We start from the raw sequence: 17,482 nt of genomic DNA, 5'->3' as shown, positions 1-17,482 counted from the left end.
GTTTATAATTTGGTTATTCACTTTTTAGAGCACTATATTTTAGATGTTGTCACGCTATAATTGCCTTTAAGATAAATTCCAGCCTGTAATGTCTTCAGGAATCAGGATTAGTTTTTCGTTTTTCGCTGATGATCACCAAAGTCAATTCCCTCCAATAAAAAAATAAATTTAGGAAAAAAAATTACAATCGATTGCAATATTCAAAATTCTTTCTACATTTATCGTCGTAACCAAATATATCAGCCTGTGCTTCAATGAAACCCGATGATATCTTCTTTATGAACCGGCAGCTGCTGATGCGCTGTCATAATTTATTGTAACCAGTTTTTATCAGAAATAAATATGCCCGAATAGTTTTTTACCCTCTTAAAAAAAATAAACCAAATATTAAACTTTTGTTATGCGAAAAATCAAACTCACAAAATTGTATCATGCGATAGGGATACTATTGCTCATTACTTTTTTCCCGGCAATTGTGTTTGCCCAGAATGCTGTTCTGAAGGGAAAAGTCACCGATGAAAAGGGGGCGCCTCTTCCGGGCGCCATTATCAGGGTTAAATCAGGCAAAGGCAGCACCTCGTCTGACAATAATGGTAATTTCTCATTAAATATACCCGGTACAGCAGCGACACTTATAGTCTCTTACATTGGTTATACCGCGAAAGAGGTACAGGCGAGCACTGTACAGCCGGTCAGTGTATTTTTGCTGCCGGAATCCGGTAACCTGAACGAGATTGTTGTCGTAGGTTACGGTACACAACGTAAGAAGGATGTGACGGGTGCAGTCGCATCTATCAGTGGTGCTGCACTTGCAGAAATTCCGGCTACCAATGTTGTAAACCAGCTGCAGGGTCGTTTGGCAGGTGTGGATATTCAGGCAAGCGGTACCCAGCCGGGAGCCGCCGGCCAGATCCGCGTTCGGGGCGAGCGGTCACTCGGAGCTACCGGCAGTGCCGCAAATGCACAGAACGGCCCACTGATTGTGCTGGACGGAATCCCTTTTATCGGCGGTAGTATCAATGATATCAATCCCGATGACGTGAGTACCCTTGATGTGTTAAAAGATGCTTCGGCAACAGCAATTTACGGTTCAAGAGGTGCGAGTGGCGTAATCATCATTACCACAAAACGCGGGAAATCGGGAAAAGCTGTGATCAGTTATAACGCTTACTATGGTATCAGCGACAGAACCTCTTCCTACAACTTTATGAACGGGCAGGAATATGCTGCTTTTAAGGAGACTGCAAAAGCATTGAACAGTGTAAATCCGGGTACCAGCGCTTACAACTTAACTGCTGCAGAAGCTGCAGGTTTGGCCAATGGCACCAATACGGACTGGCAGGACATTATTTTCAGAACAGGGTATGTGAATAATCAGAACCTGAGTATTACCGGCGGAACCGAATCAACACAGTTTTCATTGAGCGCCGGTTACCGTAAGGAACAGGGTATCGTTTATGGACAGGACTTTACACGCTACAGTTTAAGGGCTACACTCGATCATCAGGTGAGTGAACGTGTAAAAATCGGGGGATCGGTAGCGCCGAATCTGGCGGTTACCAATGGTGCCGACCGTTTCCCGGTGGGCGGAGTAATCCGGCTTAGCCCTCTGGTTTCACCATACAATGCCGACGGATCAGTTAATCTGTTTCCGCTGGTGGGTTCTGTAGATGCGGCAACAGTAAACCCGCTAACGATCAGGGATACCAAAACAAATACCAACCAAAGCCGGAGATTAAGTTCTGTTAACACATTGTATGGCGAACTGAAGATTATCGACGGTTTAAAGTACCGTGCAAACGCCGGTCTGAGCTATTACTCCGGAAATGGTGGTTCTTATAGCGGACCAAATACTTTTTACAATCAGGCCACATCCTATACACAGGCCAATGAATCTGTTAATTCCACTGAGAATTATACCTACACCATCGAGAATTTGCTGACTTATGATAAAACGTTTAAGGAAAAGCACCATGTAACTTTTACCGGTCTATACAGCATTGAGCGGGACCATTTTCAAAACAACAGCTTTAACGGCGTAGGTATCCCGGCAGATTATATTCAAAACTATAATTTACAGCAGGCCGCCACAGTGAGCGCTGGTGCAGGTGGATATTCTGAAACACGCCTGATCTCCTATATGGCTCGCCTGAACTACGTATTTGATGGTAAATATTCTGTCACGGCTACAGTAAGGGATGACGGATCATCTGTATTCCCGACCAAAAAATATTATGTCTACCCAGCATTCGGTGCTGCATGGAATATCGACAAGGAGAGTTTTTTCAGTGGCATTAAAAATGTAGTTTCCGCGCTGAAACTAAGGGGCGGTTATGGTAAAACTTCCAATCAGTCGGTAAATGCCTATTCCTCGGCTGGAAACCTTTCCAGTAATTTCTACAATTTCGGGCCTATCGGCAGTGCGGGCTCTGCAGCTAACGGATATTTGCTCAGCAGTCTGGCCAACCAGAACCTTACCTGGGAGTTTACCAAACAGCTGGATATCGGTTTAGATTTTGCCTTATTCAACAACCGGATTACCGGTACAGTGGATGTCTATGACCAAAAGACCGACCACATTCTGCAGGTGGTGAACCTGCCCTATACAAATGGGGCCACTTCATATACGGCCAATGAAGGTAAAACCAAGGGAAGGGGACTTGAAATAGCCCTGAGTTCAGTGAATATCAAAAATCAGGATGGTTTTAACTGGTCCACTGATTTCAACATCTCACTGAACAGAAGCGAGATCGTGGCCCTGCATGATGGAATACAGCAGGACCTGGGGAACAACTGGTTTGTGGGACAGCCCTTCAATGTGATTTATGATGTGAAAAAGGTTGGGATATGGCAAACAAATGAGGCTGCCCAGGCCGCTGTATACGGTCAGAAACCTGGTCAGATTAAGGTAGAAGATGTGAACAATGATGGTAAAATCAACGCCAGTGACTTACAGATACTGGGGAATTTTCAACCTGATTTTACAGGAGGGATTACCAACAGGTTCAGTTACAAAGGAATTGACCTTTCCTTTGTCGCGGATGCACGTGTAGGACAAAAAATTCTTGCACCTTACCTCTCGGCTGACGGTAGCGCACAAGGCTATCCCTTCTTCGGTAACAGCCGTGTGAACCAGTGGAAGGTAGATTACTGGACACCAACAAATCCTACAAATGCCTTTCCCGCACCGGATGCCGCCAATGATAAGCAGATCTATGCTTCAACTCTCGCTGTACGCGATGGCTCATTCGTTAAAATGCGCAGTATCAACCTCGGTTATACCTTTAACTCAGGGATGCTGAAAGGCTCCGGACTGAGCTCACTGAGAGTATACGCTACCTGTTTTAATCCTTTCATCATTTATTCTCCACTGGTTAAAAGTGGTTATGGAATTGATCCGGAAGGCAATGCGACAGGCGGGGCTGTTTCTTCAACTGTTGCGGGTACAACACCTACAGCAGGTGGTGGTACTGCAGGAACTACAACAAGCCGTGCAATTACTGCCAACTTAAATAATCCGCCAACACGTACTTATCAGTTAGGTGTAAGCGCAAGATTTTAATTTTAAATAGTATTCAGATGAAATTATACAGTAAGATTTCTATAATTATAGCAGCAACAGCCACACTCAGTGCTGGTGGCTGTAAAAAAAGTTTTTTAGATGAAAACCAGAAGACGCAGTTAACACAGCAGTCTTTTAGTACGCCGGTTGGTTTAATCGGTGGCATAACAGGTGTTTACGGTTCGTTGAGAGGGCTCTGGGGAACTGAAGGTTTTACCAATCAGCTGGTTGCCGGAACGGATGAGACACTGGCCGGAGGCAGTACGAGTAATATCGGACTGTTCACCTACGCAAACATAGGTTTGGATGATTTCAGGTATATCGTACAAAATGCATATACCGATATCAATACGCTGAATGGTGTAATTGAAAATGCAAACGTATTCACAGATCCGGTACAGCGTACACAGTATGTAGCCCAGGCCAAGTTCCTGCGTGGAATGTTATATTATTACATGGTTGTGAATTTCGGTGAAATGCCTCTGCATATCTCTCTGATTACCAATCCAACTACTTCGGATTCCCGTGCTCCTCTGGCGGATCTGTATACACAGATGATTAAAGACTTTAGTGAGTCATCCAAAGAACTACAGCTGAAACCTGCACAGCCTTTTGGTGGCAAAGCTGCTACCCAGGCTACCGCTTTATACTTTCTTGGCAAAACATACCTTACAAGGGGCTGGTCAAAAGCAGCGCAGACGGGTGATTTTGCTGCTGCTGCAACAACGTTCCAGGGGCTGATAGATAACCGTGCTGCTTATGGTATTGACCTCTGGCAGGATTTTGCAGATGCGTTCAGGCCTGCAAATGATTATGGCAAAGAAACACTGTTTGTAATTGACGAAAGCAGTGACACAAAATATGGGAATTACGCACCCGGCGGATCAGGTGGTAATTACAATGTAACAAATTACCTGTTCCGACCAAATTATCCTTCCATCACAGCAAATTACCCAACTGCTACAGGGGCAGCACTGATGACACGTGATATTCCCAATGGAAGGCCCTTCATCCGGATCAGGCCCAATACAGATTATATGCTCCGGGTTTTTGCTGAACGGAGCAGCGACAGCAGGTTTGATAAAACCTTCCAGACAACCTGGATATCCAATACCGCCGGTGTGTCTACACCACGGGGGGCTTTAACAGTTGGTGTGGACACTGCAATATGGACCCCGCCTTTTGATCCGGGAGCTGCAAAACGCGCTACATTCAAGGGGGTGATCTTACTGCCGCCTGCTGTAGCCGCCGGAACAACAGCTAATCCTTATACCCCGATAGTGTTCCCTTCGTTAAAGAAATATGATGATCCGAACAGGGCTGCAGTAAACGATCCCTCAACGCGTCCTTTTGTACTGGCCAGGTTTGCGGATGTTTACTTACTGGCGGCCGAAGCCCTGTTTAAAGCCGGCGACCTTCAGAAATCAGCAGATATGCTCAACGTTATCAGGTCGAGAGCGGCTTATAAAACGACAAATACAGCTGCACAAAATACCGCAGCCGCGGCAGCGATGCAGGTAGGCCCTGCACAGGTTACACTGGATTTTATCCTGGATGAGCGTTCACGCGAAACCTATGAAGAATGTACACGCTGGTGGGATCTTACCCGTACCCAGTCATTGGGCCGCCGCCTGCAACTCTACAATTCAGAAGCTTATCCGGGATACTCAAAAACCAGTCCTGCCGAAGCGTATTCGTTGCGTCCTATACCTCTTTCACTAATCAACCTGGTTACAACGGGGCCAGCATTGCCACAAAATCCCGGATACTAAAATCAGGAAATGATGAAACGCAACTGTTTAGCGGTTATTCTTATGAGCGGTTTGTTATTGGCCGGGCATGTTTGCCTGGCCAATATACGTCTGCCGCAACTGATCAGTGATGGTATGGTGCTGCAGCGCAATACACAGCTCAAAATCTGGGGCTGGGCATCTGCTGGTGAAAAGATCAGGCTCCGCTTCAGGAGCAGAAATTATACTGCCAAAGCATCAGCCGAGGGCAAATGGATGCTGCTGTTACCTGCGATGGAAGCCGGGGGGCCTTATGATATGGATATAGGAGGCAGCAACCACCTGGTAATTCATGATATCCTGATCGGAGATGTCTGGTTTTGTGCCGGGCAATCCAATATGGTAATCAATATGGAGCGGGTAAAAGAAAGGTATCCGGAAGACATTAAAACAGCCAACTACCCACGGATCCGCAACTTTTTTGTCCCTACGGCAGCTGATGTAAGCGCATTGCATGAGGATTTACCTCCGGGGAAGTGGATGAATGCAACTCCTGAGAATGTGTTAAACTTTGGAGCTGCATCTTATTTTTTCGCCAGAAAAATCTACCAGCAGTACCATGTTCCCGTAGGCATTATCAATTCCAGTGTTGGGGGAACACCTGTTGAGGCATGGACTAGTGCTGAAGGGCTCAAACACTTACCTGAATACGCAGAGAAGCTGAAAAAATTTCAGGATAGTGCATACATGCAGCAGATCACCCGCCCCTTACCCTTACCGCAAAAAAGCACCGGGCCAACTGCGGAGCAGGAGGGCAGGCAGGGAGAAAATCCGGACGCCGGGATGCGGGGGACACTAAAATGGTATGATCCTGCCTATGTGCCACGGGACTGGCATCCTTTCTGGCTGCCTGGTTACTGGGCAGATCAGGGCGTAAGGGGATTGAATGGTGTGATCTGGTTCCGCAAGGAAGTGGAACTCCCTGTTACGGAACAGGGAAAAACTGCAATGCTGTTTATGGGGCGGATTGTAGACGCGGATATGGTTTATGTCAATGGAGTGTTTGCAGGATCTACTTCCTATCAGTACCCCCCAAGAAGATATTTAATTCCTGCAGGGCTATTAAAGGCGGGCAGGAATATAATTGTGGTAAAAGTTGTGAGTAATACCGGTAAAGGTGGTTTTGTACCCGATAAACCTTATCGGCTGGTCATAGGAAATAAGGAGGTTGATCTGCGGGGCGACTGGCAATATAAGGTAGGGCAGGTGTTTGACCTGTTAAAAAACCCAGCCCCGGGTCCTGGTTTTATGATGCAGAATGAACCGTCCGGATTATACAATACGATGGTTGCCCCTGCAGTTAATTTTGCTGTCAAAGGTGTACTTTGGTATCAGGGAGAAGCCAATACTTTTCAGCCTGCCGCATACGGTTATTTGCTGCCTGCACTTATTGCAGATTGGCGCCGGCAGTGGCATCAGCCGGATTTGCCATTCATATACGCACAGCTGCCAAATTTCATGGAAGTCCAGTATTTGCCATCTGAAAGCCAGTGGGCAGAATTGCGGCAGGAACAACTTAAAACGTTAGCAGTGCCAGGTACGGCAATGAGTGTAAATATCGATGCCGGTGAATGGAATGATATCCATCCAACCAATAAAAAGGATGTGGGGGAGAGGCTCGCCTTGCTTGCGCGAAAGCTGGCTTACGGTGATAAGAAATTGGTTGCTTCCGGCCCCTTATATGAGTCGGCCCAGGTAGAGAAAGGTACAATCAGCGTTTTCTTCAGCAATACAGGAAGCGGATTAATGGCCAAAGGAGGAGGAGAGCTGATGCAGTTTGCCATTGCCGGTGCTGATAAAAAGTTTTTATGGGCAAAAGCCCGTATTCAGGGGGATAAAGTCATCGTATGGAATGACGAAGTCAAACAACCACTTTATGTAAGATATGCCTGGGCGGATAATCCCGAAGGAGCTAATCTGTACAATAGGGAAGGGCTTCCGGCTTCCCCGTTTATGACTGGTAAATAATAGATACTGAGGTATAAAAAATAGCCCCCTGCTTGTGCAGGGGGCTATTAAAAGCTGTCTATACCTGTACTACCAGAAGATAGTATAAAGTGCAACAATCACACCCATGATCAGCACTGCGCCAACCGTAAATCCAGGTGTGGTTTTAAACATCCCACGGTCGATCTCCAGACCTTTAGGATTTACTCCGTTCCTGTTCTCAAACAGGCTGATGATATACATCGCAACAATACAGATGACGAATACAAAACCCATCCTGTCAAGGAAAGGGATCTCGTATAACATGCTGCCATCTTTCTGCTCTACCAGTTTAGAGAAACCCATAGGGTTTAACCACTGAAGATTTGCAAAAGAAGGCAATACCTTAAATCCTACAGACATCAGGAATCCTCCTATGGTAGCAAATAAAGCTGCATTGGAAGTAGTCCTTTTCCAGAAGAAACCAAGGATAAACATAGCAAAGATACCAGGTGATACAAAACCTGTATACTCCTGAATAAACTGGAAACCTCCTTTTTTATCTATACCCAACTGTGGTGCAATAATGATCGCGAGGATCATAGCTACAATCACAGTGATGCGTCCAATGATTACCTGTTTGTTCTCATCGGCATCTTTATTGATGACCTTTTTGTAAACATCAAGTGTAAAGATCGTAGCAATACTGTTTGCTTTCCCTGCCAGTGAGGCAACAATAGCTGCCGTAAGCGCTGCAAAAGACAAACCTTTAAGTCCTGCCGGGAGCAGGTTAAGCAACACCGGATAAGCGGAATCCGCATTCAGCGAACCGTCCTTCATCATATCCATCTGGAATGATCCGGCACCTTCCTTGTACAGTACATAAGCCGCAATCCCGGGTAAAACTACGATGACAGGCATCAGCAACTTCAGGGCAGCTGCGAACAACAATCCGCCTCTGGCAGTTTTTAAGTCTGCACCCAGTGCCCTTTGCGTAATGTACTGGTTACATCCCCAGTAGTTCAGGTTCACAATCCACATCCCGCCAATCAGTACTGATAAGCCGGGCAGGTCCATGTAATGCGGATTTTCCTTGTGGAAGATCATCTGGAAATGGTCAACTGCTTTCTCTTTGATCAGTCCCAGCCCGTTGAGCACCCCTGTAGTACCAAAGTGTGCTGATACCAGCTGTAAGGCAAGGTAAGTTGTAGCCAGTCCGCCAAGAATCAGAAAGAAAACCTGGATCACGTCTGTATATCCAATCACTTTCATTCCCCCAAGGGTGATAATCACCGCAAATATGGACAGGATGTACATACAGGCTGTAGTATTGATTCCTGATATACTGTTAATGGCCAGTGCGCCCAGGTATAATATTGATGTAAGGTTGACTACCACATACAGGAGCAGCCAGAAGATCGCCATGATCATTGCCACCGTACTGTTGTAGCGCTGTCCCAGGAACTGGGGCATAGTGTAGATCTTATTCTTGATATATACCGGGATAAAAAACGTAGCTACTATAATCAGCGTAGCTGCGGCCATCCACTCGTAGGTTGCTATAGCCAGGCCCATGGTAAAGCCAGATCCGCTCATGCCAATAAACTGTTCCGCAGAAATATTTGAGGCAATGAGGGAAGCGCCGATAGCCCACCAGGTCAGGGAGTCCTTCGCCAGGAAGAAATCTTTGGAATTCTCTGCCTGTGCCTGCTTTTTACGGTAAACTGTCCAGCCATAAAGGGCTACAACAAGGAAGTAGACCAGGAAAACGACATAGTCGTATGTGCCTAATGAATGCATAATCTGATAGATTAAATATATCTGTTAACGATATTTTCCAGCAGTTCCTGTTTACCGCTCAGCGTTTCAGGCTCACCTTTTTCAATCGCATAAGCTGTCAGATCTTCCAGGCTAAGTTTGCCGTTTTCAAAATCTTTGCCCGCACCACCATCAAACGAAGCATATCTCTCTGTCCTTATCTTTTTATAATCAGATTTTTGCAGGATGTTATCTGCAATGATCAGTGCCCTTGCAAAGGTGTCCATTCCGCCAATATGCGCATAAAACAAATCAGCTGCATCTGTAGAATTTCTTCTGATCTTTGCATCAAAGTTGATTCCACCGCCCTGTAAACCGCCTGCTTCCAGGAAGATCAGCATAGTTTCTGCCAGTTCATTGATGTTATTAGGGAACTGGTCAGTGTCCCATCCGTTCTGGTAATCACCCCTGTTGGCATCCATAGAACCCAAAAGCCCTGCATCCGCTGCGACCTGAACTTCATGCTGAAAAGTATGTCCTGCAAGCGTAGCATGGTTTACTTCGAGGTTCAGTTTAAAATCGTCCATCAGGTTATACTGACGCAGAAAGCTGATTACTGTAGCTGCATCATAGTCATACTGGTGTTTGGATGGCTCACATGGCTTAGGTTCTATCAGGAAGTTACCTTTGAAACCCTGTTTACGTGCATAATCTTTTGAAGCATGTAAGAACTTAGCCAGGTGTTCCTGTTCACGTTTCATGTTGGTATTCAGCAGGCTCATGTAACCTTCGCGGCCACCCCAGAATACATAGTTTTCTCCGCCAAGCGCGATAGTTGCGTCCAGTGCAAATTTAACCTGTGCAGCACCATGGGCAAGCACGTGGAAATTCGGATTGGTGGATGCACCGTTCATGTACCTGCGGTGCGAGAACAGGTTGGCAGTACCCCATAGCAGTTTTACGCCGCTGGCTTCCTGTTTCTGTTTTGCATACTCAACAAGTGCCTGCAGGCGTCTTTCATTATCTTTTACATCGTTGGTGTAATCAACCACATCCACATCGTGGAAGCAGTAGAAAGGGAGGTTCATTTTGGTAAGAAACTCAAATGCAGCATCCATCTTATCCTTTGCCCTTTCAACGGCATCAGCTTTTTCATTCCAGGGATGGATGATTGTTGGTTCGCCAAACGGATCTCCTCCTGTGGCCACAAATGAATGCCAGTAAGCGCCGGCAAAGCGCAGGTGATCTTTCAATGTTTTACCTGCAACGATCCTGTTTTCATCATACCAGCGGAAAGCCAGTGGATTGTCTGATTCAGCGCCTTCGAATTTTACCTGTCCGATGCCTTTGAAGAATTCTTTTTCTCCCGTAATTACATTTGTCATATGATTTGTTTATATTTTAGATTAATCTTGTTTGTTCAAAAGACTGAGCCATTCCTGGTAAACGGGCTCATAGGTGTCGCTTACAGTAGGTTCTATTACCTGAAGGCATTTGATATTGCTGAATGCTTCTGCAGGAGCCGAGAAGGTTTTAGCACCTATCCCTGATCCGAGTGCTGCCCCAACGCTGCCATCATTTTCATACAGTTCTACCGGAACTCCTGTGCTGTTTACAAATGCTTCGAGAAAAAGGTCGCTTAAAAACAGATTGGCTTTTCCGGCGCGGATTACATTCGGGCTCATGCCGTTTGAGCGCATGATGTCAAATCCGTAACGGAATGCAAAAGCGATGCCCTCCTGTACGCCACGGAAAAGATGGGCCTGCGAATGCAGGTTTAAGTCGATATTTTGAAAATGTACACCCACAAGCCTGTTGTTTAGCATACGTTCTGCACCGTTTCCAAATGGCAGTACTCTTAGTCCTTCAGCACCGATTTTCACTTTGCCTGCTTCAGCGTTCATTGCGGCGTAACTCATAGAAGATCCGAATAAGTTTTTTGTCCAGCGGTTAAGGCTTCCTGTGCCGTTGATGCAGAGCAATACGCCTAAACGTTTTTCTTCTTCTGTATAGTTTACATGTGCGAATGTGTTAACCCGCGACTGGTCATCGTACGTCAGCTGATCACTTACACCGTAGATTACGCCCGAGGTGCCAGCTGTTGCGGCAACCTCACCTGGTTCCAGTACATTCAGTGAAAGCGCATTATTTGGCTGGTCTCCGGCTTTATACGTTACCGGCGTTCCTTCTTTCAACCCCAGCTGAGCTGCAATAGCTGCCGATACCCTTCCGTGTTCGGCAAAGACAGGTTTTATCTCTGGTATAAGTGCAGGGCTGAAACCATAGTAATTCATCAGTTCTGCTGATAAACTATTGGTTTGAAAGTCCCAGAAGATTCCTTCCGATAACGCAGAAATGCTGGTGGTAATCTGAGAAGTCAGTTTCATAGCAATGAAATCCCCCGGAAGCATAACCTTATCGATTTTAGCATACAGTTCTGGTTCATTGTGCATTACCCAAGCCAGTTTCGAAGCAGTAAAGTTGCCCGGTGAATTGAGCAGGTGCGACAGTGAAAAGTCATGCCCCAGGGCATCGAATGCGGCATTGCCAAGTTCTACAGCCCTGCTGTCACACCAGATAATGCTGTCTCTCAGCAGTTTTTGCTCCCTGTCTACCAATACCAATCCATGCATCTGGTAAGCAATACCTATTGATGAAATATCCTGCGCATCAAATTTGCCTGTAGCCTTACAAATGGCAAAGGCCTGCTGCACATGATCCCACCACATTTCTGGTGACTGCTCAGCCCAGCCCGGCTGCAGTGCGGTGATTAAGCTTTCTTTTTCCGGAAATTGTGCTGAGCTGACAACTTGCTGAGTTGCTGCATCTACAACAGCTACTTTTATAGAGGACGTTCCAATATCTATTCCTAGTAATAACATATATGTGGTTGTTATTGCAATTGTTAAGTTTATACCCGGTTACGGAAAACGAATTTAGGTTAATATTTTTATTATGCAATCGATTGCCCGATTATTTTTTACATTTTTGTATTTATAATGAAACGCCAGAAAAGAACAACTATCTATGATATCGCCCAGAAGCTCAATTTAGCAGCTTCATCTGTTTCCCGGGCATTGAGCAACAGCTCAAAAGTAAACGCTGCAACCAAGGCATTAGTACTGAAGACTGCTGCGGAAATGAACTATCAGCAAAATGCGATGGCTTCCAATTTAAGGAAGGGCAATAATCCTACGATAGGGGTAGTGGTGCCGAGGATCAATCAGAATTTTTTTTCAAATATTATCGCCGGACTGGAAGAGGTCACTTATAAAAAGGGATATAACCTGATCATATGCCAGTCGAACGAGCTCCACGCCCGTGAAGTTGATTGCGTCAATGCGCTGATCAACCAGCATGTAAGCTGCATTATAATCTCCATTGCTGCCGAAACAGGCTCTTATCAGCACCTTCAGCAGGTGCTGGACAGGCATATCCGTCTGATCCAGTTTGACCGTGTAGTGGATGAACTGGATACTTTTAAGGTAATTAACGACAATGAACGTGCCTCGCAGGAAGCAGTGCTGCACCTGGTAGCACAGGGGTACAAAAGAATTGCCTTACTGGAAGGACCGCAGGATATAGATATTTTCCGTCAGCGGAAAGAAGGATATCTCAGCGCAATCCGTAAATCTGGATTTCCGGTTTTAGAGGAGCTGATGTGTGAAAATGCCTGGACTAAAGAACTGGGTGCAAAGGCCACATTGGAATTGCTGAGCCTGCCTGATCCACCTGATGCCATATTCGCATCAACCTCCGATTTCTCTGCCCTGGGAGTGCTTGAAGTAGCTACTGATAAAGGGATAGCCGTTCCGGAAACACTTGGCATATGCGGTTACTCCAATGAGCCTTTTACTGAAATTACCAGCCCTTCGATCACAACTATAGATCAATACAGTATAAGTATGGGTAAAACGATTGCTAATCTTTATTTCCAGGAAATGGAAGCTTTTGACTATGGTGTGGAGCCAAAAATTGTGAGTATAAAACCTAAACTCATCGTCCGTAAATCGACCAGCAGAAGCTAAAATACAGTTTTTGTAAAGCTGTGGTTTTCTTGATGTTTTAATAATGCAACGGATTGCATTTTAGTAAAATTTTACTACTTTAGACCCTGATTTAGGTTGTCTATATATGAAGGCTGAGAAGATTATTACTATTTATGATATCGCTGAGCGTCTGAAACTGGCTCCATCAACCATTAGCAGGGGCTTGCAGGATAATCCTGCAGTGAACCCAAAGACCAGGAAAAAGATATTTGATACAGCGAATGAAATGGGTTACCGGTTCAATACTTTCGCAAGAAATCTGCGTAACCAGAAAACCAATACAATAGGGGTCATTGTACCAAGGTTAAACAGTTATTTTATCTCAGCTATACTTGCCGGAATAGAAAAGGAGCTTAACAGTGCCAACTATAATATGCTCATCAGCCAGTCGCTTGAACTGGAGGAGAATGAAATAAAATATGCAAAAGCCATGCTGCACAACAGGGTGGACGGGCTTATTGTCAATCTTGCGGCCAATACGAGAAGCCTGGATCATTTCGATGGCTATATCAGGCACAGTATTCCCCTGCTTTTTGTAGACAGGGTAATTGAAAATGACGATTTTAATAAAGTTGTGATCAATAATACAAAAGCCGGATATGACATTACTTCGCATTTGATTGAACAGGGCTGCAGCAAGATTGCGCATCTTACGGGAAGCCTGATGCGAAACGTATACCATGACCGGAAGGCTGGTTATATGAATGCGCTTGCAGCACACCAGATCCCTTATGATGAGCAGATAGTATTTGAGACAGACCTGACTGAAGAGTCGTCAGTCAGTGCTGCCAGGGAGATCTTAAAGATGAAAGTGAGGCCCGATGCACTGTTTGCTGCGAACGACCTTTCAGCCGTAATCTGCATGAAAGTGTTCAAGGATGCCGGGCTTCAAATACCCGGAGATATCGCTGTGGCCGGCTTTAACAATGATGTGATCTCCCGGATTTCTGAACCAATGCTGACAACCGTCAATTACCCCGGTGAAGAAATGGGGAAAATCGCTGCCCGTCACCTGGTAACCCATATCAGGGGGGAAAGTGATGTTGCACTGGCTAATACTATCATATTAAAATCGCAACTGGTGATCAGGGAATCATCATTAAAAAAGAAGTCAAATGACCAATAAAAAGAGAGTAGCCATTGTTACCGGGGGTGCTGCAGGCTTAGGCCTGGCGATCACAAAGAAGCTGGTGGCGGAGCAGATCACTACGGTAATGATCGGAAGAAACGAAGAAAATCTCAGGGATACTGCCGCAGAACTGGGCAGTTTATGCAGTTACAAGGTTTTGGACCTGCAGCAGATTACATCTATACCTGCCCTTGTGGAGGAGATTACCGCTGAATTTGGCCAGATTGATATCCTGGTAAACAATGCCGGAATCAATCATAAGAAGCCCTTCCTGGAAGTGACGGATGATGAATTTTTACATGTGATCCAAACCAATGTACTAGCTGTTTTTGCAATAAGCAGGGAAGTGGCAAAAGTCATGAACAGTGCCGGCAGCGGGTCAATAGTCAATATCAGTTCGATGGCAGCTCAGTATGGAATACCGAAAGTGATTGCCTATACGGCAGCCAAGTCTGCAATTGAAGGAATGACAAAGGCTATGGCTGTTGAATTGTCACCACTGGGGATCAGGATTAACTGCGTTGCTCCCGGTTTCATCAAAACAGACATGTCTTCCAAAGCACTTGATAACGATCCTGAGCGGAAAAACAAAGTATTGTCGCGCACACCGATGGGGCATCTGGGATTACCTGAGGACATCGCTGATGCAGTTTATTACCTGAGCTCTGAAAGTGCCAAATATGTGACAGGAGTAGTCATTCCGGTTGATGGAGGTAATTCTATCGGATTTTAATGAATAATTTGACAATCGATTGCAAAGCTCATGATACAATTTGAACAAAGTATGCGCTGGTTTGGTCCCTCTGATCCGGTAAGCCTGCAGGATATCCGTCAGGCAGGATGTACGGCCGTAGTTACTGCGTTACATCATATTCCCGTAGGAGAAATATGGACCGTTGATCAAATCCTGCTGCGTAAAAATGTCATTGCAGATGCCGGGATGGAATGGAATGTAGTTGAAAGTCTGCCTGTACATGAAGCTATAAAGCGGCGTGACGGCAATTACATGGAACTGATTGAAAATTATAAAGTAAGTCTGCAGAACCTGGCGGCAGCGGGGCTGAAAGTAGTAACATATAATTTTATGCCTGTGCTCGACTGGATGAGGACTGATCCGTCATTTACTTTGCCTGATGGCAGTAAAGCCCTCCGGTTTGAAAAGGCTGCTTTCATTGCATTTGATCTTTTCATTCTGCAGAGGCCAGGTTCAGAAAAGGAGTACAGTGCAGAAGAGACCAGCTTGGCTAAGACAAAATTTGAGTCCATGAGCACAGCAGATAAAGATTACCTGTTTAACAGTGTTTTATTGGGTTTGCCCGGCTCTGATGTACAATTTACACCTGCAATTATCCTGGAAGCCCTGAAAGCCTATGCAGCTATAGATGCTGCGGTTTTACGGGAAAATCTCAGTTTCTTTCTGAGGGAGGTCATTCCTGCGGCAGCATCAGCAGGTATTAAAATGGCTATCCATCCAGATGATCCACCATATCCTATTCTCGGCTTACCCAGGATAGTCAGCACCGAGGCAGACCTCGATTTTATTACAAACGCGTGCCCTTCAGAAGCGAACGGACTTTGTTACTGCACTGGATCGCTCAGTGTGCTGCGGGAAAATGACCTTCCCGGAATTATCTCCCGTTATGGCAAGCTGATCCATTTTGTGCATTTACGGAATACAACCCAGGATGTGGAAGGCAACTTCTATGAAGCCGCGCATTTGAGTGGGGACGTGGACATGTTTGCAGTGATGAAAAAACTGGTGATACTGATGCAGCAAACCGGCGTGCCGCTGCCGCTGCGGCCTGATCATGGACACCAGATGCTGGACGACCTGCATAAGAAGACGTACCCGGGCTACTCTGCTATCGGGCGTTTAAAAGGCCTGGCAGAGCTGAGGGGACTGGAATTGGGAATAGGAAGGTCGCTTGAACAATAAATAACTATAGAAAAACCAAATATGATGTATAAACTGATGAACAAGGAACTGCTTCTGCTGCTTAGCCTGCCTCTGCTGGTACTGACAGCGTGTAAGGAAAAAAAGAAAACTGCAGCTCCTGCAGACAGCACTGCTTTTAATGGAGCGATCTCAAAGCCACTGATTACTAAAATGTACACTGCCGATCCTTCTGCGCATGTTTTTGAGGATAAAATTTACATTTACCCTTCGCATGATATTGACGCAGGCATACCTGAGAATGACAATGGTGATCATTTTGCAATGGATGATTATCACATTTTCTCAGTTGACAGCATTGGCGGACAGGTAACAGATCATGGTGTGGCTTTAACAGTTAAAGATATTCCCTGGGCCGGAAGGCAGCTCTGGGCACCGGATGCCGCTTTCAAAAATGGAAAATACTATCTTTATTTTCCGCTTAAAGACAAAAAGGACGTTTTCAGGATTGGGGTAGCAACAGCAAGCACACCCGCAGGGCCATTCACAGCAGAAAAAAAACCAATAGAAAACAGTTTCAGCATAGACCCGGCTGTATTTACTGATACTGACGGAAGCACATATATGTACTTTGGTGGAATCTGGGGCGGACAGCTGCAGCGATGGAGCAATGGACAATACGCGGCGAATGGCTCCAAGACAGATTTGGGGAAAGATAAAGAACCTGCGCTCACGGCGAAAATTGCTAAACTCAGTCCTGATATGAAGCAGTTTGCCGGGGAAGTAAAAGATGTGCTGATCCTGGATAAAGATGGTAAGCCCTTACTGGGCGGAGATCACGACCGCAGGTTTTTTGAGGGCTCCTGGATGCATAAGTACAATGGCAGGTATTATTTTTCTTACTCCACCGGTGACACCCATAAGCTGGTGTATGCAATAGGGGATTCGCCCTATGGCCCCTTTACCTATCAGGGAATTATAATGCTGCCTGTAGTGGGCTGGACAACCCATCACTCCATTATAGAATACAAAGGAAAATGGCTTATTTTTTATCATGATACGCAATTGTCAAATGGCAAAACGCACTTAAGAAATATAAAGGTAACTACCCTCCAACATGAGGCTGACGGGACAATCAGAACGATCAGTCCGTACAAAAAGTAAAAGCAGGGCGCCAGGAAATGGCGCCCTTAAGAATTTATAATGCTTTAAAAACAACCGTTCCGTTATGTCCGCCGAAACCAAAAGTATTACTCATAGTTACTTTTAACTTCGCAGGAATAGCTTCTTTAATGACAATATTCAGATTGGCGGCGATTGCCGGGTCAATCTGAGTCGTATTGATCGTTGGTGCAATTACGCTGTCTCTCATAG

The 17,482-nt window shown here is 45.5% G+C and carries 11 protein-coding genes; 8 read left to right on the top strand and 3 right to left on the bottom strand.

Going from position 1 to position 17,482, the window contains the following annotated elements:
- Positions 1 to 400: 400 nt before the first annotated feature.
- Genes ABWY16_RS12775 through ABWY16_RS12765 form a run of 3 tightly spaced genes read left to right on the top strand, consistent with a single transcriptional unit; the run spans position 401 to position 7,320 of the window.
- Positions 401 to 3,562: a SusC/RagA family TonB-linked outer membrane protein gene (locus tag ABWY16_RS12775; protein WP_353905032.1), complete on the top strand. Its 3,162-nt coding sequence runs from the start codon at positions 401 to 403 to the stop codon at positions 3,560 to 3,562.
- A 17-nt stretch (positions 3,563 to 3,579) separates the two neighbouring features.
- Entirely contained in the window at positions 3,580 to 5,334 is a 1,755-nt protein-coding gene (locus ABWY16_RS12770; protein ID WP_353905031.1) for a RagB/SusD family nutrient uptake outer membrane protein, read from the top strand.
- 9 nt (positions 5,335 to 5,343) lie between these two features.
- Positions 5,344 to 7,320: a sialate O-acetylesterase gene (locus tag ABWY16_RS12765; RefSeq protein ID WP_353905030.1), complete on the top strand. Its 1,977-nt coding sequence runs from the start codon at positions 5,344 to 5,346 to the stop codon at positions 7,318 to 7,320.
- A gap of 69 nt (positions 7,321 to 7,389) precedes the next feature.
- Here ABWY16_RS12765 and ABWY16_RS12760 read toward each other — a convergent pair whose 3' ends face one another.
- Genes ABWY16_RS12760 through ABWY16_RS12750 form a run of 3 tightly spaced genes read right to left on the bottom strand, consistent with a single transcriptional unit; the run spans position 7,390 to position 11,918 of the window.
- Positions 7,390 to 9,078, bottom strand: coding sequence for a sodium/sugar symporter (locus ABWY16_RS12760; protein WP_353905029.1), 1,689 nt, complete (start codon positions 9,076 to 9,078; stop codon positions 7,390 to 7,392).
- Positions 9,079 to 9,089: 11 nt separating this feature from the next.
- Positions 9,090 to 10,421, bottom strand: a complete 1,332-nt coding sequence (gene xylA, locus ABWY16_RS12755; protein WP_353905028.1) for a xylose isomerase — start codon at positions 10,419 to 10,421, stop codon at positions 9,090 to 9,092.
- 21 nt (positions 10,422 to 10,442) lie between these two features.
- Entirely contained in the window at positions 10,443 to 11,918 is a 1,476-nt protein-coding gene (locus tag ABWY16_RS12750; RefSeq protein ID WP_353905027.1) for a xylulokinase, read from the bottom strand.
- A 117-nt stretch (positions 11,919 to 12,035) separates the two neighbouring features.
- Here ABWY16_RS12750 and ABWY16_RS12745 point away from each other — a divergent pair, with 117 nt between their 5' ends.
- The 5 genes from ABWY16_RS12745 to ABWY16_RS12725 all read left to right on the top strand — a co-directional run bounded on the left by ABWY16_RS12745 (position 12,036) and on the right by ABWY16_RS12725 (position 17,272).
- A complete protein-coding gene (locus ABWY16_RS12745; RefSeq protein ID WP_353905026.1) occupies positions 12,036 to 13,064 on the top strand; it encodes a LacI family DNA-binding transcriptional regulator in 1,029 nt (342 codons plus the stop codon).
- Between the two features lie 106 nt (positions 13,065 to 13,170).
- The gene (locus ABWY16_RS12740) at positions 13,171 to 14,211 is read left to right on the top strand and encodes a LacI family DNA-binding transcriptional regulator (protein WP_353905025.1); all 1,041 of its coding nucleotides are present in this window, start codon (positions 13,171 to 13,173) and stop codon (positions 14,209 to 14,211) included.
- A complete protein-coding gene (locus tag ABWY16_RS12735; RefSeq protein ID WP_353905024.1) occupies positions 14,201 to 14,947 on the top strand; it encodes an SDR family NAD(P)-dependent oxidoreductase in 747 nt (248 codons plus the stop codon). The genes ABWY16_RS12740 and ABWY16_RS12735 overlap by 11 nt, the downstream gene beginning before the upstream one ends.
- A gap of 30 nt (positions 14,948 to 14,977) precedes the next feature.
- Positions 14,978 to 16,150: a mannonate dehydratase gene (uxuA, locus tag ABWY16_RS12730; protein ID WP_353905023.1), complete on the top strand. Its 1,173-nt coding sequence runs from the start codon at positions 14,978 to 14,980 to the stop codon at positions 16,148 to 16,150.
- Positions 16,151 to 16,171: 21 nt separating this feature from the next.
- A complete protein-coding gene (locus ABWY16_RS12725; protein WP_353905022.1) occupies positions 16,172 to 17,272 on the top strand; it encodes a glycoside hydrolase family 43 protein in 1,101 nt (366 codons plus the stop codon).
- Positions 17,273 to 17,482 lie beyond the last annotated feature (210 nt).

This window comes from Pedobacter sp. (assembly GCF_040513095.1).
Lineage (GTDB): Bacteria > Bacteroidota > Bacteroidia > Sphingobacteriales > Sphingobacteriaceae > Pedobacter.
This window is presented reverse-complemented; position numbering and strand designations above follow the sequence as displayed.

What these genes read in the sequence shown, in the direction of transcription:
- ABWY16_RS12775 (WP_353905032.1), top strand. Translation starts at nt 401, where the DNA reads ATGCGAAAAATCAAACTCACAAAATTGTATCATGCGATAGGGATACTA.
- ABWY16_RS12770 (WP_353905031.1), top strand. Translation starts at nt 3,580, where the DNA reads ATGAAATTATACAGTAAGATTTCTATAATTATAGCAGCAACAGCCACA.
- ABWY16_RS12765 (WP_353905030.1), top strand. Translation starts at nt 5,344, where the DNA reads ATGATGAAACGCAACTGTTTAGCGGTTATTCTTATGAGCGGTTTGTTA.
- ABWY16_RS12760 (WP_353905029.1), bottom strand. Translation starts at nt 9,078, where the DNA reads ATGCATTCATTAGGCACATACGACTATGTCGTTTTCCTGGTCTACTTC.
- xylA (WP_353905028.1), bottom strand. Translation starts at nt 10,421, where the DNA reads ATGACAAATGTAATTACGGGAGAAAAAGAATTCTTCAAAGGCATCGGA.
- ABWY16_RS12750 (WP_353905027.1), bottom strand. Translation starts at nt 11,918, where the DNA reads ATGTTATTACTAGGAATAGATATTGGAACGTCCTCTATAAAAGTAGCT.
- ABWY16_RS12745 (WP_353905026.1), top strand. Translation starts at nt 12,036, where the DNA reads ATGAAACGCCAGAAAAGAACAACTATCTATGATATCGCCCAGAAGCTC.
- ABWY16_RS12740 (WP_353905025.1), top strand. Translation starts at nt 13,171, where the DNA reads ATGAAGGCTGAGAAGATTATTACTATTTATGATATCGCTGAGCGTCTG.
- ABWY16_RS12735 (WP_353905024.1), top strand. Translation starts at nt 14,201, where the DNA reads ATGACCAATAAAAAGAGAGTAGCCATTGTTACCGGGGGTGCTGCAGGC.
- uxuA (WP_353905023.1), top strand. Translation starts at nt 14,978, where the DNA reads ATGATACAATTTGAACAAAGTATGCGCTGGTTTGGTCCCTCTGATCCG.
- ABWY16_RS12725 (WP_353905022.1), top strand. Translation starts at nt 16,172, where the DNA reads ATGATGTATAAACTGATGAACAAGGAACTGCTTCTGCTGCTTAGCCTG.